This window comes from Marinactinospora rubrisoli (assembly GCF_042664915.1).
GTDB classification, from domain to species: Bacteria; Actinomycetota; Actinomycetes; order Streptosporangiales; family Streptosporangiaceae; genus Marinitenerispora; species Marinitenerispora rubrisoli.
Map to the genome: position 1 here is coordinate 198,728 of NZ_JBHTBH010000011.1, position 22,611 is coordinate 221,338.

21 protein-coding genes are annotated in these 22,611 nt (G+C 73.1%); 12 read left to right on the top strand and 9 right to left on the bottom strand.

The features are described 5' to 3' along the window. Window positions 1–66: 66 nt before the first annotated feature. On the top strand, window positions 67–849 hold the full coding sequence (locus ACFQRF_RS21920; RefSeq protein ID WP_379873030.1) for a DUF2470 domain-containing protein: 783 nt from the start codon (window positions 67–69) through the stop codon (window positions 847–849). Window positions 850–916: 67 nt separating this feature from the next. Here ACFQRF_RS21920 and ACFQRF_RS21925 read toward each other — a convergent pair whose 3' ends face one another. From ACFQRF_RS21925 to ACFQRF_RS21955, 7 genes are all read right to left on the bottom strand, one after another. Beyond that, a complete protein-coding gene (locus ACFQRF_RS21925) occupies window positions 917–1,888 on the bottom strand; it encodes a carbohydrate kinase family protein (RefSeq protein WP_379873031.1) in 972 nt (323 codons plus the stop codon). A 183-nt stretch (window positions 1,889–2,071) separates the two neighbouring features. Then, window positions 2,072–2,422 carry a HesB/IscA family protein gene (locus ACFQRF_RS21930; RefSeq protein WP_379873032.1) on the bottom strand — a complete coding sequence of 117 codons (351 nt, stop codon included), beginning with the start codon at window positions 2,420–2,422 and terminating at the stop codon, window positions 2,072–2,074. 236 nt (window positions 2,423–2,658) lie between these two features. Next, on the bottom strand, window positions 2,659–3,777 hold the full coding sequence (locus ACFQRF_RS21935; protein ID WP_379873033.1) for a glycerate kinase family protein: 1,119 nt from the start codon (window positions 3,775–3,777) through the stop codon (window positions 2,659–2,661). Window positions 3,778–3,873: 96 nt separating this feature from the next. After that, entirely contained in the window at window positions 3,874–4,485 is a 612-nt protein-coding gene (gene pspAB / locus ACFQRF_RS21940) for a PspA-associated protein PspAB (protein ID WP_379873034.1), read from the bottom strand. Window positions 4,486–4,552: 67 nt separating this feature from the next. Beyond that, complete coding sequence (gene htpX / locus ACFQRF_RS21945) at window positions 4,553–5,473, bottom strand: zinc metalloprotease HtpX (protein WP_379873035.1); 921 nt, start codon at window positions 5,471–5,473, stop codon at window positions 4,553–4,555. A 294-nt stretch (window positions 5,474–5,767) separates the two neighbouring features. After that, a complete protein-coding gene (gene pspAA, locus ACFQRF_RS21950; protein WP_379873036.1) occupies window positions 5,768–6,052 on the bottom strand; it encodes a PspA-associated protein PspAA in 285 nt (94 codons plus the stop codon). Beyond that, window positions 6,049–6,846 (bottom strand): PspA/IM30 family protein, encoded by a 798-nt coding sequence (locus tag ACFQRF_RS21955; protein WP_379873037.1) that lies wholly within the window; start codon window positions 6,844–6,846, stop codon window positions 6,049–6,051. Before ACFQRF_RS21955 ends, pspAA begins: the two co-directional genes overlap by 4 nt. 157 nt (window positions 6,847–7,003) lie before the next feature. Here ACFQRF_RS21955 and ACFQRF_RS21960 point away from each other — a divergent pair, with 157 nt between their 5' ends. After that, window positions 7,004–7,594, top strand: a complete 591-nt coding sequence (locus ACFQRF_RS21960) for a DUF3043 domain-containing protein (RefSeq protein ID WP_379873038.1) — start codon at window positions 7,004–7,006, stop codon at window positions 7,592–7,594. Between the two features lie 127 nt (window positions 7,595–7,721). Next, on the top strand, window positions 7,722–8,723 hold the full coding sequence (locus ACFQRF_RS21965; protein ID WP_379873039.1) for an aldo/keto reductase family protein: 1,002 nt from the start codon (window positions 7,722–7,724) through the stop codon (window positions 8,721–8,723). Between the two features lie 95 nt (window positions 8,724–8,818). Here the strand turns inward: ACFQRF_RS21965 and ACFQRF_RS21970 are convergent, their stop codons facing one another. Then, the gene (locus ACFQRF_RS21970; protein ID WP_379873040.1) at window positions 8,819–9,025 is read right to left on the bottom strand and encodes a hypothetical protein; all 207 of its coding nucleotides are present in this window, start codon (window positions 9,023–9,025) and stop codon (window positions 8,819–8,821) included. A gap of 196 nt (window positions 9,026–9,221) precedes the next feature. Here ACFQRF_RS21970 and ACFQRF_RS21975 point away from each other — a divergent pair, with 196 nt between their 5' ends. Then, window positions 9,222–10,361, top strand: coding sequence for a bifunctional adenosylcobinamide kinase/adenosylcobinamide-phosphate guanylyltransferase (locus ACFQRF_RS21975; protein ID WP_379873059.1), 1,140 nt, complete (start codon window positions 9,222–9,224; stop codon window positions 10,359–10,361). Next, window positions 10,358–11,122 (top strand): adenosylcobinamide-GDP ribazoletransferase, encoded by a 765-nt coding sequence (locus tag ACFQRF_RS21980; protein ID WP_379873041.1) that lies wholly within the window; start codon window positions 10,358–10,360, stop codon window positions 11,120–11,122. The genes ACFQRF_RS21975 and ACFQRF_RS21980 overlap by 4 nt, the downstream gene beginning before the upstream one ends. A 1,385-nt stretch (window positions 11,123–12,507) precedes the next feature. On the opposite strand, the gene ACFQRF_RS21985 is transcribed toward ACFQRF_RS21980, so the two are convergent. Then, window positions 12,508–13,410, bottom strand: a complete 903-nt coding sequence (locus tag ACFQRF_RS21985; RefSeq protein WP_379873042.1) for a class I SAM-dependent methyltransferase — start codon at window positions 13,408–13,410, stop codon at window positions 12,508–12,510. 434 nt (window positions 13,411–13,844) lie between these two features. Here ACFQRF_RS21985 and ACFQRF_RS21990 point away from each other — a divergent pair, with 434 nt between their 5' ends. From ACFQRF_RS21990 to ACFQRF_RS22020, 7 genes are all read left to right on the top strand, one after another. Further along, window positions 13,845–15,341, top strand: a complete 1,497-nt coding sequence (locus ACFQRF_RS21990; RefSeq protein WP_379873043.1) for a leucyl aminopeptidase — start codon at window positions 13,845–13,847, stop codon at window positions 15,339–15,341. Window positions 15,342–15,442: 101 nt separating this feature from the next. After that, window positions 15,443–16,822 carry a dihydrolipoyl dehydrogenase gene (gene lpdA / locus ACFQRF_RS21995; RefSeq protein WP_379873044.1) on the top strand — a complete coding sequence of 460 codons (1,380 nt, stop codon included), beginning with the start codon at window positions 15,443–15,445 and terminating at the stop codon, window positions 16,820–16,822. A 297-nt stretch (window positions 16,823–17,119) separates the two neighbouring features. Then, window positions 17,120–18,517, top strand: a complete 1,398-nt coding sequence (gene sucB, locus ACFQRF_RS22000; protein ID WP_379873045.1) for a 2-oxoglutarate dehydrogenase, E2 component, dihydrolipoamide succinyltransferase — start codon at window positions 17,120–17,122, stop codon at window positions 18,515–18,517. A 506-nt stretch (window positions 18,518–19,023) separates the two neighbouring features. Further along, entirely contained in the window at window positions 19,024–19,950 is a 927-nt protein-coding gene (locus ACFQRF_RS22005) for a TIGR01777 family oxidoreductase (RefSeq protein WP_379873046.1), read from the top strand. Further along, the gene (gene lipB / locus ACFQRF_RS22010; RefSeq protein WP_379873047.1) at window positions 19,943–20,650 is read left to right on the top strand and encodes a lipoyl(octanoyl) transferase LipB; all 708 of its coding nucleotides are present in this window, start codon (window positions 19,943–19,945) and stop codon (window positions 20,648–20,650) included. Before ACFQRF_RS22005 ends, lipB begins: the two co-directional genes overlap by 8 nt. A gap of 84 nt (window positions 20,651–20,734) precedes the next feature. Continuing rightward, window positions 20,735–21,679, top strand: coding sequence for a lipoyl synthase (lipA, locus tag ACFQRF_RS22015; RefSeq protein ID WP_379873048.1), 945 nt, complete (start codon window positions 20,735–20,737; stop codon window positions 21,677–21,679). 128 nt (window positions 21,680–21,807) lie between these two features. Next, entirely contained in the window at window positions 21,808–22,548 is a 741-nt protein-coding gene (locus tag ACFQRF_RS22020) for a DUF4191 domain-containing protein (RefSeq protein ID WP_379873049.1), read from the top strand. Window positions 22,549–22,611 lie beyond the last annotated feature (63 nt).

Below are 22,611 nucleotides of genomic sequence, written 5' to 3' on the forward strand. Positions count from 1 at the left end.
CTCCGTCGTTAGTCACTTGCGAAAGCGGGAATCCTAGGTAAGGCTTGCCTAAGTCTAGGAGGTGTCATGCGACAGCCCGGCCCGTCCGAACTCGAACGGGTGCGTTCCCTTGCCGCCACGGCGACCCCCACCACGGCGGCGTTGGCAGACGATCCCACCGCGCATTTCAGCGTGCGTGGGGCGGTCGATCACGTCGGTCGCGCGGTACTGCTGCTCCAGGCCGACAGCCCGCTGCACTCGGCACTGCGGACGGCCCGGCACGGCCGGCCCGACCTGATGGTCGGAATCGGCCTGTCCGCGCTGCGACATGTGGGTCGGACACCTACTGTACGCGCTCGTCTGTGGTGCGAAGGCCGGGTGTCGGCCGTCCCCACCGGCGAGCGCCGCGAAGCAGCCCTCGCCGTCTGGGAACGCGTCCCGGACGAGGAGCTGCTCGCCGCAGTCGATCATCATCCCACAACCGTGGAGGGGGACGCGCCACTGCTGGCCCGGGTCGAACCGGCCACGGTGCTGTACGAGACCTACGACAGCGCGGGCGTGATCGACGGCACGGACTTCCGCGACACCACCCCCGATCCGCTCACCAGTGCCGCCGAGCGCATCATCGGCCACGTCAACGACCGCCACCGTGACGATCTCACCGCCGTACTGCGGGAGATCCCCGCGGCTCCGGTCGGTTCGGCCTGGCTGTGGGAGCTCGACCGCCACGGCCTCACGCTGTGGGTCGCCCCCTACGACCAGGACCGGCCGGTGCTCGTCCGGCTGCCGTGGAGCGGTCCCGCCCGCTCCACCTGCGAGCTGGAGCGGGCGCTGCACGAACTCCTCACCCACCGCGCCCCGCACTGCTGAAGCGCCGAACGCGACCGGAGACGCCCGCCGGCCCGCCGGTCGCCGGGCCGGTGGGCGCCGTCCGCGATCACAGATGCGGCGCGACCTCGCCGGCGGCCTCGGCCCCGTACGACATCTCGATCCGGTCGAGCAGTGAGTCGCGGGTGAGGTGGTACTCCTGCGGGCCGTCCACCTCCAGGGAGTGCGCGGCCACCGCGTTGCCGACCTGCGCGCACCGCTCCAGCGGCAGGTTCCAGGCCAGGCCGGCCAGGAAGCCCGCGCGGAACGCGTCGCCCACGCCGGTGGGGTCGACCTTGGTGCGCACGGTGGCGGCCTCGACGTGCAGCGGCGGCTCACCCCGGCGGTCGATGCGCACGCCCTTGGCGCCGAGCGTGGTGACCCGGACCCCGACCCGGTCGAGGACCTCCGCCTCGCTCCAGCCGGTCTTCTGCTCGGCCAGCGCCTTCTCGTACTCGTTGGTGAACAGGTAGGCGGCGTCCTCGATCAGCCGCCGGACCTCCGGTCCGCCCATGCGGGCGAGCTGCTGGGAGGGGTCGGCGGCGAAGGGGATCCCGCGGTCGCGGCACTCGTCGCTGTGCCGCAGCATGCCCTCGGGGTCGTCCGCCCCGATCAGCACGATGTCGAATCCGCCGCTGCGCTCGGCGAGCGGCCACAGCTCGATGTTGCGCGCCTCCGCCATGGCACCGGCGTAGAAGGAGGCGATCTGGTTGTGGTCACGGTCGGTGGTGCAGACGAAGCGTGCGGTGTGCCGGATCTCCGAGACGTGCACCCCCGACGTGTCCACACCGTGCCGCTCCAGCCACGAGCGGTACTCGTCGAAGTCGGCGCCGACGGCGCCCACCAGCACCGGGTGCAGGCCGAGGCGGCCGAGGGCGAAGGAGATGTTGGCGGCGACCCCGCCCCGCCGCACCTCCAGCTCGTCCACCAGGAACGACAGCGACACCTGCTCCAGCTGGTCGGCGATGAGCTGCTCGGCGAACCGCCCCTCGAAGGTCATCAGGTGGTCGGTGGCGATGGATCCGGTAACCGCGATGCGCACGGCGGAGGGCTCCTTGGTCTCGGAAGCGGAACAGGCTGCCAAGCCTACCGAGCGCGACCTCAAGGATCGGAAGCGGTGGCGAACCCGCTTCCGGTCTCCCGTAACGGCGCAGGCCCGCGCGGCGGGAGCCGGCGGGCCTGAGCGGCGCCCCCGGCCCCGGCGGGGCCGCGGCGCTGCCGTGCGTCAGTTGAAGGAGTCGCCGCAGGCGCAGGAGCCGGTCGCGTTCGGGTTGTCGATGGTGAAGCCCTGCTTCTCGATGGTGTCCACGAAGTCGATCGTGGCGCCCATCAGGTAGGGGGCGCTCATCCGGTCGGTGACGACCTCGACGCCGCCGAACTCCGACACCTGGTCGCCGTCGAGCTCGCGCTCGTCGAAGAACAGCTGGTAGCGCAGGCCGGAGCAGCCGCCGGGCTGGACGGCGACGCGCAGCCGCAGGTCGGTGCGGCCCTCCTGCTCCAGCAGGGCCTTCACCTTGGCGGCGGCCTCGTCGGTCAGGATGACGCCCTGCGCGATGGCCTCGCTCTGAACCGTCATGTGCAAGCTCCTCATAAACGGGGTGGCGGCCGCCGGGGCGACCTGCTGACACCTACGTGTCCTCCAACATGTGGCCAACGTCGGAGGGCCGCATCGCATTCCAGCAGTATTCCGGTCGAATCCCGCCGGTCGTGGTCGGCGCCCGTCGGCGGCGAACGCCGATGGTGCTGTCCTCCAGGTTAGGTCGTCCGCGGCCGCGCCGCCACGTGCGGGGGCGGCGCGCGCCGGGGCGCCGGTCAGGGCCGGGCCCGCCAGCCACGGGCCACGTCCGCGGCGAGCGCGCGCAGTTCCTCAGCGGGGCGCGCGAGGGCCGCCTCCACCGACCCGGCGGAGTCGATCAGCGCGTAACTGCCGGTCACACCGGCCGCCGCGGCCTCGTCGCGGTCCACCGCGACCCGGCCGGCCAGCACCAGGCAGGGCACCCCGTGTGCGGCGGCGGTACGCGCGACGCCGTGCGGGAGCTTGCCGCGCAGCGACTGGGAGTCGAAGGACCCCTCCCCCGTGATCACGAGGTCGGCGGCGGCCGCCAGGCCGGCCAGGCCCACCGCGGCCAGGACCCGCGCCACACCCGACTCCACGGTGCCGCCGAGCAGCAGCAGCCCGTACCCCAGACCGCCGGCCGCGCCCGCGCCGGGGACATCGCGCAGGCCGCCGTCGGGACCCGCGGGGTCCGTGGCGGCGGCGAACGCCGCGAGCGCGGCGTCCAGCCGCCGGACCTGCTCCGGATCGGCGCCCTTCTGCGGGCCGAACACGGCGCTGGCGCCGTGCTCGCCCAGCAGCGGGTTGTCCACGTCGGTGGCGGCGACCAGCCGGACCCCCGCGACGGCCCTGCGCGCCGGTTCCAGGTCCACCGGGCCGGAGAGCGCGGCCAGGGGTGCGGCGCCGCCCGTCAACCCGGCCCGCGGGGTGGCGCCGAGCGCGGCGAGCATGCCGGCGCCCCCGTCGTTGGTGACGCTGCCGCCCAGGCCGATGACCACGGTGCGCGCGCCGTCGGCCACCGCGGCGGCGACCAGCTCTCCGACGCCGCGGCTGGTGGTCCGGCCGGGGTCGCGCAGCTCGGGCGGGACGAGGTGCAGTCCGCACGCCTGCGCGCTCTCCAGGTAGGCGGTCTCCCCGTCGAGGAGGTACCGCGCCGTGACGGCGGTGCCGAGCGGGCCGGTCACCTCGCGGGAGACCAGGGTGCCGCCGAGCGCGGCATGAAGGACCTCGACGAAGCCCGGCCCGCCGTCGGAGAGCGGCACGAGCTCGGTCTCGGCGTCCGGGTCGGCCGAGCGCCAGCCGTCGGCGACGGCGCGGGCGGCCTCGATCGCGGTCAGCGTTCCGGCGAATTTGTCAGGGGCGATAACGATGCGCACGGCGTCCAGTGTGCACGCCGCCACATTCCGGCCGGCGACCGGCACCCCGGCGGAGGCGCGGGAGCGCGTCGGCGTCCGTTCCCGTGGCGCGGCGGCTCACCCGGTGAGACCGGGCGCCCCGTACACCGGGAACCAGCGGGACTTGTCCGCCTCGATCTGGAGATCGTCGCCGATGGCCGCCGCGATCTGCAGTTCGAGGGCGGTGTCGCGCCGCTGCCCGCCGAGCGGGGCGAAGGGGTAGAAGGTGCCCCGCTTGTACAGGTACACGAGGGCGACCGACCGGCCGCCGCCGTCCGCGTCGGCGGTGCCGTCGGCGCCGTCGCGGAAGGTGATGAGCGAGCACAGCAGCGAGGGACCGTACCCGGCCGACTCCAGCGAGGAGTTCACCGCGTGCAGGTCGGTGACCAGATCGCCGGTGCCCGACGGGCTCGCGGGGTCGGCGCGCAGCACCAGCCAGGTGTAGCCGTACTCGTCGGTGACCGGCTGCACCGCGGGCCCCTCATCGGCGTTCAGCAGCTCGGTGATGTCGCGCTGCAGCGTCGCGAACGCCTGGCCCTCGACCGCGCGGAACGCCACCGACCCGGTTCCGGTGGGCCGGAATCCGGCGGTGGCCTGAAGGGTGACGGCCGCCGACGGCAGGCCGAACAGCCGGTCCAGGTCGGGCTTGACCGGCTTGGAGCGGCCCAGCAGAGCCCGCAGAAAGCTCATCGTCGTCGGTCCTCTTCCCTCTCGTGTTCCCTGTCGTGGCCTGGGTGGCGCGGCCGGCCGGGGCAGGTCAGCCCTGGCCGAGGCGGCGGGAGATGTCGGCGAGCTGGGCCAGCCGCCGCTCCACCGGCGGGTGGGTGGCGAAGAGCTGGCTGAGGCTGAACCCGCTGCGCGAGAACGCCGGAGTGAAGAAGAAGGCGTTGAACGGTTCGGCCTGACGCAGATCCCGCGACGGGATGCGGCCCATGTCGCCGGTGATCTTGGTGAGCGCGCTGCCCAGCGCCGAGGGGCGGCCGGTCAGGTAGGCGGCGGCGCGGTCGGCCGCGAGTTCGCGGTAACGCGACAGCATGCGGGTGAGCAGGAAGCTGAGCGCCCACACGATCGCACTGACCACGACGACCGCGAGCGCGACCACGGCGGGACTCGGACCGTTGTTGTTCCGGTTGCCGCCGCCCCCGCTGAAGGCCATGAACCGCAGGCCCATCTGGGTGAGGAAGCCGGCCACGATCCCGAGGAATCCGGCGATGGTCATCACCATCACGTCGCGGTGCGCCACGTGGGACAGCTCGTGCGCGAGCACCGCCTCCAGCTCCACCGGGTCGAGGCGGCGCAGGATGCCGGTGGTCGCGCACACCACGGCGCGCTTCTCGTCGCGGCCGGTGGCGAAGGCGTTCGGCACGTCGGTGTCGGCGATGGCCACCCGCGGCTTGGGCATGTCGGCCATGGCGCACAGCCGGTCGACGACGGCGTGCAGTTCCGGCGCCTCCTCCGGGGCGACCTCGCGGGCGCCCATGGAGTACAGGGCGATCCGGTCCGAGGCGAAGTACTGCACGAGGGCGACGCCGCCGACCACGAGCAGGACCAGCCCCCAGTGCAGGCCGACGAGGATGAGCGCGATGATGAACGCGACGTACACGATGCCCAGCAGGGACATCGTCAGGACCATACGGGTGGTGAGTCCGCGGTCCGGAATGAACTTGGATCCTGCCACGGCGGGCGCCTTTCGCCGATGTTCCGGGCGGTGGCCGGGGACGATCCGGGGCGGTGCCCCCGCCGCCACCTGGGCGTTTCGCGCTTTTCGCGCTTCCTCTCCTGATCTTAGGTGCACCGGGTGAGAGCCGGGTGAGAGGAAGAGGAACGGGCGGGGCGTGGTGGAGCACCGGCCCGCGCCGATACGCACACAGCCGCCGTGCACCGGGGTGCACGGCGGCTGTCGTGTACGGCCGCCCGGGACGTGGCGCCGGTGGCCCCGTTTCGGCGGGAACACCGGCGGTGCCGCTGCCGGTCACCCGACGTCGGGGATGAGCCCCTCGTCGCCGAGCATGGCGCGGACCTCGTCCATGCTGGCGTCGGCGTGCGGGAGGATGAACTGCGAGGGTTCGAGGGAGTCGGCCGGCAGGGGCTTGCCGTCCTTGCGCACCTTCTCCAGCAGGTCGGTGAGCGCTTGGCGGAACCGCGCCTCGTCGCCCGCCTCGATGGCGCGCTCCAGGGTGGCGTCGAAGCCGTTCAGCAGTTCGAGGTCGGCATCGGTGAGGTCGAGTTGCCCCTCGCCCATGATCCGGACGATCACGCGCCCTCCCCCTGACGGTAGGGCTGCACCTGGTTGCCGGAGCCGGTGGCGCCGGTGCTGCCGCCCTCGATCTGGGGGGTGGTCGAGCCGCCGCCCTGCCCGAGCTCGTTCTTCAGTCGCTCCAGCTCCAGCTCGACGCCGCTGGTGCTGGCCATGCGGTCCAGCTCGGCCTGGATGTCGTCCTTCTGCACGCCCGAGACGTCGTCCAGGGCGCCGGACGCGAGCAGTTCGTCGACCGCGCCGGCGCGGGCCTGCATCTCGGCGGTCTTGTCCTCGGCCCGCTGGATGGCGAGGCCGACGTCGCCCATCTCCTCGGAGATGCCGGAGAAGGCCTCGCTGATCTGGGTCTGCGCCTGGGCGGCGGTGTAGGTGGCCTTGATGGTCTCCTTGCGGGTACGGAAGGAGTCGACCTTGGCCTGGAGGCGCTGGGCGGCGAGGGTGAGCTTCTGCTCCTCGCCCTGCAGCTGCTCGTGCTGCTGACGCAGGCCGTCGATCTGGGACTGCAGTCCGGAACGGCGGGTCAGGGCCTCGCGGGCGAGGTCCTCGCGGCCCTGGCCGAGCGCGGCGCGGCTCTGGTTCTCCAGCTTGCTGGACTGCTGCTCCAGCTGCTGGATCTGCAGCTCCACCCGCTTGCGGGAGGTGGCGACGTCGGCCACGCCCCGCCGGACCTTCTGCAGCAGTTCCAGCTGCTTCTGGTACGAGTAGTCGAGGGTCTCTCGGGGATCCTCGACGGAGTCCAAGGCTTTGTTCGCCTTGGACTTGAAGATCATGGAAAGTCGCTGAAACACGCTCATCGGCGCGGCCGTCCCCTTCTCGGTCCGTATCGGCTGTTCCCAGCGGGCGCTTTATCCAACCCTACGCGCTACCGCGACAGGTCGCCATGAAGCGCAAACCGGCTACCCTGAAGGAGTGTTCCGACGTCGATCCGCTCCCGCATCCGAAGAGCCGGCCATGACCGGTCCTGCCGGTCCTGACACCGCTGACCCCGCCGAGCGCAGGGGGTACACCCCCAAGAAGGGGACGCCCACCCCCAAACGCCGGGAGGCGGAGAAGGATCTGCGCAGACCGCTCAATGCGCCGCAGACCCGTAAGGAAGCCTACAAGCAGTACCGTGAACGGCAGCGCCGGCAAGCCGAGCGCGAACGCGAGGGGTACGCCAAGGGCGACGAGCGGTACTTCCGCCCCCAGGACCAGGGTCCGGTGCGCGCGTTCGCCCGCGACTACGTCGACTCCCGGCGCAGCGTCAGCGAGTTCTTCCTCTACTTCTCGCTGGCCATCATCGTGCTGCTCTTCCTGCCCTTCCCCGAGTTCCAGCTCGGCGTGACCTACATCGTGTGGCCGCTGATGATGGCCTCGATCGTGATCGAGGGCACCTTCACCGCCACCCGGGTGAAGAAGCAGGCCGCGCAGCACTTCCCGAACGAGTCGGTGCGCGGCGCCGGAATGTACGCGGCCATGCGCCAGCTCCAGATCCGCCGGCTGCGGCTGCCCAAACCGCGCCTCAAGCCGGGCGACGACCCCACGCCGCGCCGCTCGGGCTGAGCTTGCCGCTCCGCTCAGCGCCGGATGCGCGTCGCGGGGCGCGCCTTCCCCCGGCCACGTGGCCAGGTTCCGCACGGCCACGGCATTCCGGTGGTGCGGTGCGACGGCCCGGCCATAACCTGCGGGCATGGAATTCCGTCATCTCGGCCGCAGCGGACTCGTCGTCAGCGAGATCGCCTACGGCAACTGGATCACCCACGGCTCCCAGGTCGAGGAGGAGGCCGCGGTCGCCTGCGTGCGCGCCGCGCTCGACGAGGGCGTCACCACGTTCGACACGGCCGACGTCTACGCGGAGGGCCGCGCCGAGGAGGTCCTGGGGCGGGCGCTCAAGGGCGAGCGGCGCGACGGTGTGGAGATCTTCTCCAAGGTGTTCGCCCCCGTGGGCCCGGGCCGCAACGACCGCGGCCTGTCCCGCAAGCACATCATCCGCGGCGTCGAGGAGTCGCTGCGGCGGCTGGGCACCGACTACCTCGACCTCTACCAGGCGCACCGGTTCGACCACCACACGCCGCTGGAGGAGACGCTCCGCGCGTTCGACGACCTCGTGCGGCAGGGCAAAGTGCTCTACGTCGGCGTCTCGGAGTGGCGTGCCGAGGAGATCGAGCGGGCGGTGAAGATCGCCGACGAGCTCGGGCTGGACCGCATCGTGTCCAACCAGCCGCAGTACAACATGCTGTGGCGGGTCATCGAGTCCGAGGTCGTCCCCGTCTCGGAACGCGAGGGCATCGGCCAGATCGTGTGGTCGCCCATCGCCCAGGGGCTGCTCACGGGCAAGTACCTGCCCGGCCAGACGCCGCCGGCCGGTTCGCGGGCCAGCGGCGAGACCGGCCGCCAGGTGATGGGCCGGTTCCTGGACGACGAGGAGACGGTGCGGCGCGTCCAGGAGCTGCGGCCGCTGGCCGAGGAGGCCGGACTGTCCATGGCCCAGCTCGCGATCGCGTGGGTGCTGCAGAACGGCAACGTCTCGGCGGCCATCGTCGGCGCCTCACGGCCGGAGCAGGTCCGCGACAACGTCAGGGCGGCCGGCGTCCGGCTCGACGCCGACCTGCTGCGGCGCATCGACGAGGTGCTCGGCGACAGCGTCCGGCGCGATCCCACGCTCACGGTCAGCCCCGCGCAGCGTCCGTGACACCGGCACCGGCCGGGTGACCACGGGGCGACGGACCGGCCGGGCCCGGTGCGTGCGTTCCCGGGCCGGAACCGCGCGCGGTTCCGGCCCTTCGGCTACTCGGCCCCGCTGAGGCTCATCGTGTACACGGCGGCGTCGTTCTCCAGCAGCGTAACCTGCTCCGCCCCGCCCGCACGCAGTTCCTTCCAGAACTCGCCCAGCCAGCTCTCGGCGTCGCCGCGCGAGGAGAACAGCTCCGCCGGCAGCGCCTCGTCCCGCAGCACGGTCCCTTCGGCGCTCTCGTACCGCCAACTCCACGCCATGGATCACCCTCCGTCGCATCCGGCTCGAACGAGCACGAGCCTAACCACAGGTGGCCGCCGCTGCGCTGGCAGTTGATACCTTGCGGGCGTGCACATCCGACTCTCGGGGACGGCCGGTCCGGCGGGCTGGCCGGCTCCGCACTGCCGCTGCGCCTCCTGCAACCGCGCGACGCAGTCCCGCCGGCTGCCGGTCCGGGTGACCGTGGACGACGCGTTCGCCCTGCCCGCGCCCGGTGTCGCACCGGCACGCGTCCCGGCGGGCTACATCGTCACCGAGACCCCGTTCGGACTGCGGGTGGACGGCCCGGACGGCGGGCGGCTGCTCTACGCCGCGCCGTCGGCGGCCGACCCGCCGCCCGGGTTCGCCTCCACGGTGCCGGGGACCCCGGCCCCGTCCGCGGCACACGGCCCGGCCGACGTCACTGCGGAGCGGGGACCAACGCGAGCGGCTGCGGAGCGGGGGTCAGCCCGAGCGGCTGCGGAGCGGGAAAAGTCCCAAGCGACTGCGGAGCGGGGACCAGCCCAAGCGACTGCGGAGCGGGGACCAGCCCGAGCGGCTGCGGAGCGGGAGGTAGACCTGGCCCTCGTGGACGTCGTGGAGTCGCCCGAGACGATCGGCGCGCTGCGCCGCGCGGGAGTGGTGGGCAACACCACCGCCGTGGTGGCGCTCGGCGGAGACCATCGCGTGCACTCGCCGGCCGAGTTCGCCCGGCGGGCCCGGCTGTGGGGCGTGCTCGCGCCGTCGGACGGCCAGGAACTGCAGTGCCCGCCCTCGACCTGGCCGCCGCCGCGGATTCGCGGTCCGTACCGGGTACTGCTCACCGGCGGCGCGCGGTCCGGCAAGTCCACCGAGGCCGAGCGGCGGCTGCTCGGCGAACCGGAGGTCAGCTATCTGGCCGCCGGGCCACAGCCCGGCGGGGACGCCGAATGGGCGAAACGGGTGGCGGTCCACCAGGAGCGCCGCCCCTGGTGGTGGAGCACGATCGAGACCGGCGACGTGGCCGCCGTCCTCGCCGAGGCCACGGGCGCGGTGCTGTTCGACTGCGTGGGCACCTGGCTGACCGGGGTCATGGCGGACTGCGGGCTGTGGCAGGACGTCCCGCCGCCCGACGCCGAGGAGGTCGCGTGGAGCCGCGTCACCGAACTGGTGGCGGCGTGGCGCAACTGCCCGGCCTACGTGGTGGCGGTGACGAACGAGGTCGGGGCCGGGGTGGTTCCCGCGACCGCCAGCGGCCGGATGTTCCGCGACTGGCTGGGCCGGACGAACCAGCTGCTCGCCGCGGAGTCCGAGGAGGTCGCACTGGTGACGGCCGGTCGCGTCCTGCAGCTTCCGTGACCTCGACCGCCGGGAACCGGCTGCCCGGACTGCGGCTGGCGGTGGGCACCCTGACGGTGTTCCCGGTCCGGGTGGGCAGGGTGGACCGCCGGACGGCCGGCCGGGCGATGGTGCTGGCGCCACTGGTGGGCTGGCTGCTGGGCCTGCTCACCGCCCTTGTCCTGACGGCGGCTCTGTGGGGCGGGCTGTCCGCGCACCTGGCGGCGCTGCTCGCGGTGGCGGCGCTGGCCCTGCTCACTCGCGGCCTGCACCTGGACGGCCTGGCCGACCTCGCCGACGGCCTGGGCAGCGCCCGCCCGGCGGAGGGGGCCCTGGAGGTGATGCGCCGCTCCGACATCGGCCCGTTCGGCGTGGTGACGCTGGTGCTGACCCTGCTGGCCCAGGTCCTGGCGCTGGGCCAGCTCGCGATCGCGGGACCGGGCGCGGCGGCGGCCGGCGTGGTGGCGGCGGTGCTGGCCGGTCGGCTGGCGATCACCTGGTCCTGCACCCCCACGATCCCGGCGGCCCGCCCGGAGGGGCTGGGCGCCCTTGTTGCCGGCACGGTGCCGCACGGCGCCGCGGTCGTCGCCACGCTGGCCGTCCTGCCGATCGCCTTCGCCGGTCCGGGCCTGCTGGCGGCGATGGCGGCCGGGCTGATGGTCGCCGTGCTGCTGCTCCGCCACGCGGTACGCCGCCTGGGCGGAGTGACGGGCGACGTCCTGGGCGCGCTGTCGGAGACCGCGACCACGGTGACGCTGGTGGCCACCACGGCGGTGCTGTGAACGAACCGGCCACCGGCCCGACCGGAAGGCCCTGCCCGGATCCGCCGTCCACCGCCCAGCCCCAGGTACGCCCGGGCTCGCAGGCGTCCCCACCTGCACGCTCCGGGCCTGCGCCCTGTGCTGCCTTACTCCTCTGCAGGTCGCTGCCGCTCACCACGGGGAACGTGGGCGACGCCCCGAACCTCGTCCCACGCGCGAAGCAACGCGCATCCTGATGCCCTCTGGCCGGCTCCCGTCCGCCGAGCGACCACAGGGCGGACCGGCAGAGATCGCGATCACGGTCACCCCCGATGGCGACACCACGGTGCGGTGGACGGGCACACCATCGCACCCCCAGAGTCGCACTGAGGCTAGATCGTTGATGGGTAATGGTGGGCGCTGTTCAGTGGCCGTAAGCCACCACCTAGCGTTTGACGGGTGCGTTGATCAGCCGGTCGTGCCGGGTTGAGGGCGAGGGATCGCTGGCAGGTTCGCATTCCAGAGTCCTTCGTGTGTGCGTGCCGCGTGGCGTTCCCGCCCCCACGGGTTCGGGGAAAAAGTCCGCTCAAGTTCGCAGCGGGTTCGGCGCCGTAACCGCCTTCGCAGACCGGATCCGCCGCGCGTTCCCGCTCCCCGCCCGGCGGCGTCGGGGGCTGGGACGAGGCACCGCCACCGCGGCACGCCGGGAAACGTGGGCGACGCGCCAGGACAGCCGCCGGTGCCTGCTCCGCATGTGCCGTCTCGGCGGAGTGATCGGCAACGTCCGAGGCGGTCGCCTGAGTCCGCGACCGTGGTCACGCTGACGGTCACCACCGCGGCGGCTGAACCACCTCTTCGCCGGTCCGGCCGGTATCCCAGCCCCGACCCCGTCGGCCGCTCCGTCTCGCGGACATAGTCGAGCCAGCGGCGAACCAGAAGCCCGCAGCCACTGCACGGGCGGGACCGGACCGTTCTCTTCCGTACCGCCCCGCAGACGGCGACCGAGACGACGATCGCCCGTGCCATATGCGCCGGGAGTCGTGGGCGACGGCCCGAAATTCGGCGGACGAGCACGGACGCACGCCCGGACGGTCTCCGGCCCGCCCTCGGCCTCCGGGCGGCTGACGGAGCGGGTCCCATTCGCTGGCAAGGGTCCACTGGCCGCGGTGCCCCGCCGCCTTCGCGCTCGGGCCGCGGGTGCCACGGACACCGGTGATGAATTCACCGCGGAGGCGCGCGTCCGGCTCCCGTGGACGTGCACCGTCGGCTCCCGACAGCGCGGCGTCCCCTCGCTCTGGCTGCCGGTCGCGGCGCGCTCCTGTTCGCCCGGTCCCGGTGGCGACGGAGCGGGCCGGGTGGTCACCGTGGCGGCACGGCGCCGCTTTCGCGGGGTCGGCGGTGTGCGGGCGGACCCGAGGTGGCCGGGGTCAGGTCTCCTCGGCCTGGAAGTGCCAGACCAGGAGCACCGGCACCCCGGCGTTGGCCGCGCGTGCGGCCTCGGGTACCAGTTCGGCCAGCGACCACGGCCACAGTTCCCACGGCCCGGTGGTCCGGAGCGCCGGCGCCGGGCCCGGCGATTCCGGCGGCGGGGCCGGCGGTAGCCCGGGCTCCTCGCAGCGGCGCAGCCGCAGGCCGGCCGCCAGTGCGGCGCGCAGGTAGTCCCCGACCAGGTGGCGATGGCTGACCACCCGGCCAGGGCGGCCGTCCCGGTCGCGCAGGGTCGGGATCGAGCTGCGCAGCACCCGTTCGGGGTGCATGTCGGCGATCAGCAGGTGGCCGCCGGGGCGCAGTACCCGCGCGAACTCCGCCAGCGCCGGGCCGAGCTCGGGGAGATGGGTGAGCGCCAGGCCGCACACGACGAGGTCGGCGCCGGCATCGGCCACCGGCAGCCGGTGCAGGTCACCGACGAGGAACCGGCCGCCCGGAACCCGCGCGCGTGCCCGGGCGAGCATCTCGGGTGAGCTGTCCACCCCGATGACCCGGTGGCCTCGCTCGGCGAGCAGTGCCGCGTACCGGCCGGTCCCGCAGGCGGCGTCCACGGCGACGCCGGGCGGCAGGCCGTCGAGGATCTCGGTGACCAGGGGCTCGTCGATGTCGAACGCCCCGTTGCGGCCGTCGTCGTAGGTCCGCGACCACACCCGGTATCCGTCGACCGTGTCGACCCGGTCGACGTCCACGCCCGTCCCGGCCAGCGTGGGGTCGTCCAGCAGGCGGCGCACTTCGGCGATCCGGGCCGCCACGAAGTCGCGGTCGTGCTCTCCGGCGAACGCGCGCAGCAGGGCGATGCCCTCCAGCCCGAGCAGGTAGGCCAACGGGTGTTCGTAGCTCACGGCGCGACGTTAGTCAGGCCCCGTTCCGCGCGGCAACCGACTTTCCGCCGCCGGGACCGGGTCCGGTGGGCGCGAGGCGCCTGCGGTTTTGTCGCCATCGTCACATTTCTTCACATTCCGGAACGCCCCTGGGGGCCGGGGCGTCGACGCCCTGGGTTCGGTGTCCGCGGAGACCGGACCGGGTGGCCGGGACACGGCCGCCGGTGGGCGGCGGCTGCCGGGGGCGCGGCGCGGCTTCGGCTCGGCGTGGCGGGCGATTCCGCAGGTCGTCCGGGCACCGGTGCGCGGACGGCCCGGCGGCCGGTCACCGCTCTGCCGCGCGCCGCGGACGCACGCCTTTGCGGTCCACCCGCCCGCCCCGGCGACGCGGGGATACCGCCACGCGGCGGGAGCCACGTGCCCGCCCGCACGTCACAAGGACTAGCATCGACCTCGTGAGCACGTCGCTGTCAGTCATTACGGAATCCCCCAGTTCGCTCGACGCCGACGCGGTGGTCGTCGGCTACCACTCCGGAGCCGACGGACCGGAGCCCGCGTCGGGCGCTCACGACGTCGATTCGGCGTTCTCCGGCGGACTCGCCGGGACGCTGGCGCTGCTGGGCGCGAGCGGTGCCCTCGAAGAGGTCCGCACCGTTCCCGCTCTCGGCACCGTCACGGCGCCGGTGGTGGTCGCGGTCGGCCTGGGGGACGCCCCCGCTGACGGCGGTGCCGTCTCCTCCGACGCGCTGGCCCGCGCGGCCGGAGCGGCGTTGCGGGCGCTGGAGGGCAAGGCGCGGGTCGCGCTGGCGCTTCCCGCACAGAACGCCGACCAGGTCACCGCCGTGGCGCTGGGCGCCCTGCTCGGCAACTACTCCTTCGACCGCTACCGCACCGACGCCGACGAGACGGCGCGGGCGAGCGCGCTGACGGTCGTCAGCTCGGCCGAAGGCGCGGACGACGCGGCCCGGCGTGCGCTGGTCCTCGCCGAGTCGGTGAACCTGGCGCGAGACCTCGTGAACACCGCGCCGGCCGACCTGCACCCCGAGGATCTGGCGGGCGTCGCCGAGGAGGTCGCCCGCGACGTCGGCATCGACGTGCTGACGCTCGACGAGCAGGCGCTCGCCGAGGGCGGCTACGGCGGCATCATCGGGGTCGGCCAGGGCTCCGCCAACCCGCCCCGGCTGGTCCGGCTCGCCTACTCCCACCCCGACGCCACCCGGACCGTCGCGTTCGTCGGCAAGGGGATCACCTTCGACTCCGGCGGCCTCTCGCTGAAGCCCGCCGCCTCCATGGACTGGATGAAGTCGGACATGGGCGGCGCGGCGGCGGTGCTGGCCGCACTGCGCACGATCGCGGTGCTGCGCCCCGCGGTCAACGTGGTCGGCTACCTCGCCATCGCCGAGAACATGCCGAGCGGGACCGCGCAGCGCCCCTCCGACGTCCTGACCATCTACGGCGGCAAGACCGTCGAGGTGCTCAACACCGACGCCGAGGGCCGCCTGGTCATGGCCGACGCACTCGTCCGGGCGCACGAGGACCGGCCCGACCTCATCGTGGACGTCGCCACGCTCACCGGCGCGCAGCTGGTGGCCCTGGGCACCCGGGTGTTCGCGGTCATGGCCAACGATGACGAGGTCCGCGAGCAGGTGCTCGCCGCCGCCGGCGCGGCCGGCGAGTCCGCCTGGCCGATGCCGCTCCCCGACGAACTGCGCAAGGGCCTGGACTCCGCCGTCGCCGACATCGCCAACGTCGCCGGTGAGCGGTGGGGCGGCATGCTCAGCGCGGGGGTGTTCCTCCGCGAGTTCATCGAGGAGGGCGTCCGCTGGGCGCACCTCGACATCGCCGGGCCGGCCTTCAACCAGGGCCAGCCGCACGGCTACACCCCCAAGGGCGGCACCGGGGCCGCGACGCGCACGCTGGTGCGCATCGCCGAGTCCTACGCCGACAACTGAAGAACGACGACGGCCGGGTGCGAACCGCCCGGCCGTCCGGATATCCGACCACGTCGGTATCCAGGCTGACCCACCGAACGAAACCAAGGAGTGTCCTTCCCGTGAGTGAGAGCGGCGGCACCTTCGACCTCGTCGTCCTGGGCGGCGGCAGCGGCGGCTACGCGGCCGCGCTTCGCGCCTCCGAGCTGGGCCTGAGCGTCGCCCTGATCGAGAAAGACAAGGTCGGCGGCACCTGCCTGCACCGCGGCTGCATCCCGACCAAGGCCCTGCTGCACTCCGCCGAGGTGGCGGAGAGCGCGCGGGAGAGCGAGAACTTCGGCGTGAAGGCCACGTTCGAGGGCATCGACATGGCGGCGGTGCACAAGTACAAGGACAAGGTGATCGGCGGGCTGTTCCGCGGCCTGGGCGGTCTGCTCAAGAGCCGCGGCATCACCATCGTCGAGGGTGAGGGCCGGCTGACCGGCACCGACCGGATCACGGTCGGCGACGCCGTCTACCAGGGCCGCAACATCCTGCTGGCCACCGGCTCCAAGCCGAAGACGCTGCCCGGCCTGGAGCTGGACGGCGAGAAGATCATCTCCAGCGACGACGCGCTGAAGCTGGACCGGGTGCCCGAGTCGGTCATCGTGCTCGGCGGCGGCGTCATCGGTGTCGAGTTCGCCAGTGTGTGGCGGTCCTACGGCGCCGAGGTCACCATCGTGGAGGCGCTCCCGCACCTCGTCCCGGTGGAGGAGGAGTCCAGCTCCAAGCTGCTGGAGCGGGCGTTCCGCAAGCGCGGCATCAAGTACGAGCTGGGCACCCCGTTCGAGACCGTGAAGACCACCGACAGCGGGGTCGCGGTCACCCTGAAGAACGGCAAGTCGCTTGAGGCGGAGCTGCTGCTGGTCGCCGTCGGCCGTGGCCCGGTCTCCGAGGGGCTCGGCTACGAGGAGGCCGGCCTGCGGCTGGAGCGCGGCTTCGTCCAGGTCGACGAGAACCTGCACACGGGCGTGGGCAACATCTACGCGGTGGGCGACCTCATCCCGACCCTGCAGCTCGCGCACGTCGGCTTCGCCGAGGGCATCTTCGTGGCCGAGCACATCGCCGGCCTGAACCCGGTCAACATCGACTACGACGGTGTGCCGCGGGTGACCTACTGCGAGCCCGAGGTCGCCTCGGTCGGCATCACCTCCAAGGTCGCCAAGGAGCGCGGCTACGAGATCCAGGAGATGACCTACAACCTGGGCGGCAACGGCAAGAGCCAGATCCTCCAGACGCAGGGCGCGGTCAAGGTCATCGCCCAGAAGGACGGCCCCGTGCTCGGCGTGCACATGGTGGGCAGCCGGGTCGGCGAGCTGGTGGCCGAGGGGCAGCTGATCTACAACTGGGAGGCGCTGCCGTCGGAGGTGGCGCAGCTCATCCACCCGCACCCGACCCAGTCGGAGGCGCTGGGCGAGGCGCACCTCGCGCTCGCCGGCAAGCCGCTGCACGTCCACGACTGACGTGAGCAGCGGCGCGGAGCGAGCCCGGCTCCTGCTCCGCGCCGCTGCTCGCCGGAGCGTGGGCCGGGCCCGCCGGCCCGCGCCGCGCTCCGGCCCCGACCGCCCCCGTCCACCCGCTGAGAGCGGTCACCCCGCCGGCCCCACGATCGGGCTGGCGACGCGGTCCGGGCGGCGACGGGCCCCCGCCCGGCCGGCCGCCTCCGGCTTGATCTGGACATACAGTTCTAGAAGCGCTCTCAGCGTCCCACGTCTCGCCCGCTCCGCAGCCGCTCGGGCTGAAACATCTAAGAGGAACTCATGCCGACTTCCATTTCCATGCCCGCGCTGGGCGAAAGCGTCACTGAGGGCACCGTCACCCAGTGGCTGAAGAAGGAGGGCGACACCGTCGAGGTCGACGAGCCGCTCCTTGAGGTCTCGACCGACAAGGTCGACACGGAGATCCCGTCGCCGGTCGCCGGTGTCCTGACCAAGATCCTCGTCGCCGAGGACGAGACCGTTGAGGTCGGCGCTGAGATCGCGCTCATCGGCGGCGCCGAGGAGGCCCCCGCCGAGGAAGTGCCCGCGCCCGCCGAGGCCGCCCGGCCGGAGCCCGAGCCCGAGCCCGCTCCGGCCCCGGCTCCTCCCCCGGCCCCCGAGCCCGCGCCGCAGGCCGCGCCCGAGCCGGCCCCGGCACCCGTCGCCCGCCCCAGCCGCGAGGACACCACCCCGCCGGTGGACGTCGAAACGCTGAGCGGCACCGGCCAGGCCAGCGGCACCGACACCGAGGCCTACGTCACTCCACTGGTGCGCAAGCTCGCCGCCGAGCACGGCGTCGACCTGAGCACGGTCAAGGGCACCGGCGTCGGCGGCCGCATCCGCAAGCAGGACGTCCAGGAGGCCGCCCGCCGGCTGCGCGAGCAGCCCGCCGCCCCGGCCGCCGCGGCGCCCGCGGCTCCGGCGGCACCGCGGGTGGTCGCGGCCGACACCAAGCTCCGCGGCCGCACCGAGGCGATGAGCCGGCTGCGTCAGACCATCGCCGAGCAGATGGTGGAGTCGCTGCACACCTCCGCCCAGCTCACCCAGGTGATCGAGGTCGACGTCACCCGCATCGCCCGGCTCCGCGAGCAGGCGGCGGCCGACTTCGCCGCCCGCGAGGGCGTGGAGCTGACCTACTTCCCGTTCTTCGCCCTGGCCACGGTGGAGGCCCTGAAGGCGCACCCGAAGCTGAACGCCGTCATCGACAGCGCCAAGCGCGAGGTCACCTACCACAGCATCGAGAACCTCGGTATCGCGGTGGACACCGAGCGCGGGCTGCTGGCCCCGGTCATCAAGGACGCCGGCGACCTCAACCTGGGCGGACTCGCCCGTAAGGTGGCCGACCTCTCCGAGCGGGCGCACACCGGCGGCCTCAACCCCGACGAGCTCAGCGGCGGCACGTTCACGCTGACCGACACGGGCAGCGCCGGCGCGCTCTTCGAGACGCCGATCATCAACCAGCCGCAGGTCGCCATCCTCGGCACCGGCGCCGTGGTGAAGCGGCCCGTGGTGGTCGACGACCCGCAGCTCGGCGAGGTCATCGCGGTCCGGTCGATGGCGTACCTGTCGCTGAGCTACGACCACCGGCTGATCGACGGCGCCGACGCGGCGCGTTTCCTCACCGACGTCCGGGCGCGTCTGGAAGAGGGCGCGTTCGAGGCGGAGCTCGGCCTGGCCTAGTCGCCGCCGCGGCGCCGTCCGCACCCGCGCACGCCCCCGGAAGGTCCCACCGGACCGGCCGGGGGCGTCTTTCGTGCCGGGAACGGCACGCCGCGCCCGGCGCCCGCGACGGAGCCGGCGAGGCGAATCAGCGGCCCGTCCGACGCCGACGTCCCCGGACACGAAGAGGGGGCGGTACCCGTTGCCGGATACCGCCCCTTTCTTCACCCCACCAATCACCATCCCCTGATGATCCCCATCACCAAGGTCGGTTTCCGGCGGTACACGACCGCCGGAGGTTCCAACACCGCGGAACATCCCCGCAGGTGCGGGGAGAACCCTTACACGCGGCTCGTTGCCCACCACTCACAGTAATGCACCGGCTGAGGTGGGCGCACCAGTTTCCCGAGAATCCACGCGGTTTTCTCGGCCACAGCCGCCCGCCGCGCCCGTGAACGGGTCCGCGGCCCGGGCGCGATCCGCCGCGGCCGGGTGCCAAGCGCGCCCGTCCGGGTAGTCATCCGGGCATGAGGATCGCGATCACCGGAGCCTCGGGGCTGATGGGCACGGCCCTGAGCGAGTCCCTCACCCGCGACGGCCACGAGGTGCTGCATCTGGTGCGGCGCCGCCCGCGCACCGCGGGGGAAGCGGGGTGGGACCCCTACGGCGAGAAGGTCGACACCGACCGGCTCGTGGGCACGGACGCCGTGGTGCACCTGGCCGGGCGCCCCCTGGGCCCGGCCAGGTGGACCCGGCGGCGCCGGGCGGAGATCCGGGACAGCCGGGTCATCGGCACCGGAACGCTGGCCACCGCTATCAGCCAGATGGCGGAGCCGCCCGCGCGGTTGCTGTCCGCCTCCGCGGTGGGCCGCTACGGCGACGCCGGCGACCGGACGCTCACCGAGGACGGCCCGCGGGGCACCGGCTTCCTCGCCGACCTGGTGGCCGACTGGGAGGCCGCCACGCGCCCGGCGGAGCGCGCCGGAGTCTCGGTGGCTCACCTGCGCAGCGGCGTCGTGCTGAGCCGATCCGGCGGGCTGCTCGCCACCCTGCTTCCGCTCTTCCGGGCGGGGCTGGGCGCGCGGCTCGGTGACGGCCGGCAGTACCTGAGCTGGATCTCCATCGCCGACGACGTCGCCGCCATCCGGTTCCTGCTGGAGCGTCCCGACATCACCGGCCCGGTCAACGTGTGCGCGCCGGAGCCGGTGACCAACGCGGACTTCACCACGGCGCTCGGCCGCGCGGTGCGGCGGCCGGCGCTGCTGACGGCCCCGCGGTACGCGCTGCGGGCCGCGCTCGGCGAGTTCGCCGCGGAGGTGCTCCTGCCCAGCCAGCGGGCGGTGCCGCAACGCCTGCTGGACGCGGGTTATTCCTTCCGGCACCCGGAGTTGGGGGGTGCACTATCCGACATCATCCGCGGTGGTTCCGGGGCGTATGGTGGAACGCGTGAGTGATCTCGTTTTCGCCTGGCTGGGCGCCGCCCCGGTTCCGTACCAGGAGGGGTGGGACCTCCAGCGCGAGTTGCACCGGCGCCGTGTCGCCGGCCTCGTACCCGACACCGTGCTCCTGCTGGAGCACGAGCCCGTCTACACCGCGGGCAAGCGCACCGGCCCGTGGGACCGCCCGCAGACCGATCCGGGCGCGCCCGTGGTCGACATCGACCGCGGCGGCAAGATCACCTGGCACGGGCCCGGGCAGCTCACCGCCTACCCGATCGTGCGGCTGCGCGACCCCATCGACGTCGTCGCCTACGTGCGCATGCTGGAGGAGGCGATCATTCGTACGATCGCCGAGTTCGGCCTGACCGGCATCCGGGTCGAGGGCCGGACCGGCGTGTGGCTGGCGGCCGACCCCGAACGCGGGCTGATCGAGCGGAAGATCGCGTCCATCGGCTGCCGGATCGCGCGCGGGGTCGGGATGCACGGGTTCGCCGTCAACTGCGACAATGACCTGTCGTGGTTCGACCGGATCGTGCCGTGCGGGATCTCCGACGCGGGGACCACCTCGCTGTCCCGGGAACTCGGCCGCCGAGTCGGGGTCGCCGACGTGCTCGCGCCCACCGAGCGCCACCTGGCCGACCTGCTGGGCGCGTCCGCCTACCGGCGCACCGAGGGCGTCCCCGAGCTGCCGGAACCGGCGGCGGCGTCCGCGTGACCCGCGGCCGGCGACGTCCTCCGTTCGCTCGCCACGGAGGCCACCCGGGACAACACCCCACGAGGGATGAGGAAAGGAAAGGCGTTGAGCGTCGCTCCAGAGGGCCGCAAGCTGCTGCGGGTCGAGGCCCGCAATAGCCAGGTCCCCGTCGAGAAGAAGCCGCCGTGGATCAAGATCAAGGCGAAGATGGGGCCGGAGTACACCGAGCTGCACTCGCTGGTCCGCCGGGAGGGCCTGCACACGGTGTGCCAGGAGGCGGGCTGCCCGAACATCTACGAGTGCTGGGAGGACCGCGAGGCCACGTTCCTCATCGGCGGCGACCAGTGCACCCGGCGCTGTGACTTCTGCCAGATCGCCACGGGCAAGCCCACCGCCCTGGACCGCCGCGAGCCGCTGAAGGTCGCCGAGTCGGTCCGCACGATGGGCCTGAAGTACGCCACCGTCACCGGCGTGGCCCGCGACGACCTCGACGACGGCGGGGCGTGGCTGTACGCCGAGACGGTCCGCAAGATCCACGAGCTGAACCCGGGCACCGGCGTGGAGCTGCTCATCCCGGACTTCAACGCCGATCCCGGCCAGCTCGCCGAGGTGTTCGGTTCCCGTCCGGAGGTGCTCGCGCACAACATCGAGACCGTTCCGCGGATCTTCAAGCGGATCCGGCCGGGTTTCCGGTACGAGCGGTCGCTGGAGGTCATCACCCGGGCGCGCGAGGACGGGCTGGTCACCAAGTCCAACCTGATCCTGGGCATGGGCGAGGAGCGGCACGAGATCAGCCAGGCCATGCGCGACCTGCACGAGGCCGGCTGCGACCTGCTCACCATCACCCAGTACCTGCGCCCGTCCAAGCTGCACCACCCGATCGACCGGTGGGTCAAGCCGGAGGAGTTCGTGGAGCTGCGGGAGGAGGCCGAGGAGATCGGCTTCGCCGGCGTCATGTCGGGGCCGCTGGTGCGCTCCTCCTACCGCGCCGGCCGGCTGTACCGGCAGGCGGTGCAGCGGCGGTCCGAGAGCGTCGCGGCGCCGGCCTGACCCTGCGCGGAGTCCGGGCGGCGGCGTCCGGCGGCCCGGCACGGCGCATGACAACGTAATGAACCTGAAACGGCAGCCCACGGCTGCCGTTTCACGTATGCTCTCCCGCTCACCATATCCTTGGGGGTATGGCGAAGCAGCCCAAGGACTCCCAGAACACCCCGGCGACCAGCGCCAAGGGCGGGGGTGGCGCCGACAAGGCCCCCAAGTCCCCCGGCAGACTCAAGCAGATCGGCATGGTCGCGAAGCTCGTGCACCGGCAGAGCCCCAAGAGCATCCCGCTCGCGGTCGGGGCCGCGGTGCTGGTGCTCGCGCTGGCCGTTCTGGGCGCGGTCATCACCGGAAGCTGGCTGTACTGGATCCTGCTCGGCATCCCGGTGGCCTTCATCGCCGGTTTCCTGCTCTTCACCCGCAGCGCACAGCGCATCCAGTACCAGATGCTGGACGGTCAGCTCGGCGCGGGCATGGCGGTCCTGGAGAACATGCGCGGCGACTGGTCGGTGGACGCCGGGGTGAACGGCAACCGCAGCATGGACATCGTGCACCGCGCGGTCGGCCGGCCGGGCGTGGTCCTGGTGGGCGAGGGCGACCCGCAGCGGCTGAAGGGGCTCATCGCCGCGGAGAAGAAGCGGGTGGCGCGCGTCGCCTACCACACCCCCATCTACGACGTGCAGGTCGGACGGGGTGAGGGACAGGTCCCCATCGCCGATCTGCAGAAGCGGATGCTGAAGCTCCCGCGCAACCTGGGCAAGGCCGAGGTCGCGGAGCTGCGTTACCGCCTCAAGGCGCTGCCGCCGGCCCTGCAGATGCCCAAGGGCCCCATTCCCAAGGGCGTGAAGATGCCGAAGGGCCCCAAGCAGGGGAACTGATTCGCCAGCCGGTGTCCGCCGGCCCGCACGTCCACCACGCCCGGCGCTCCGCGGCCGATGTGG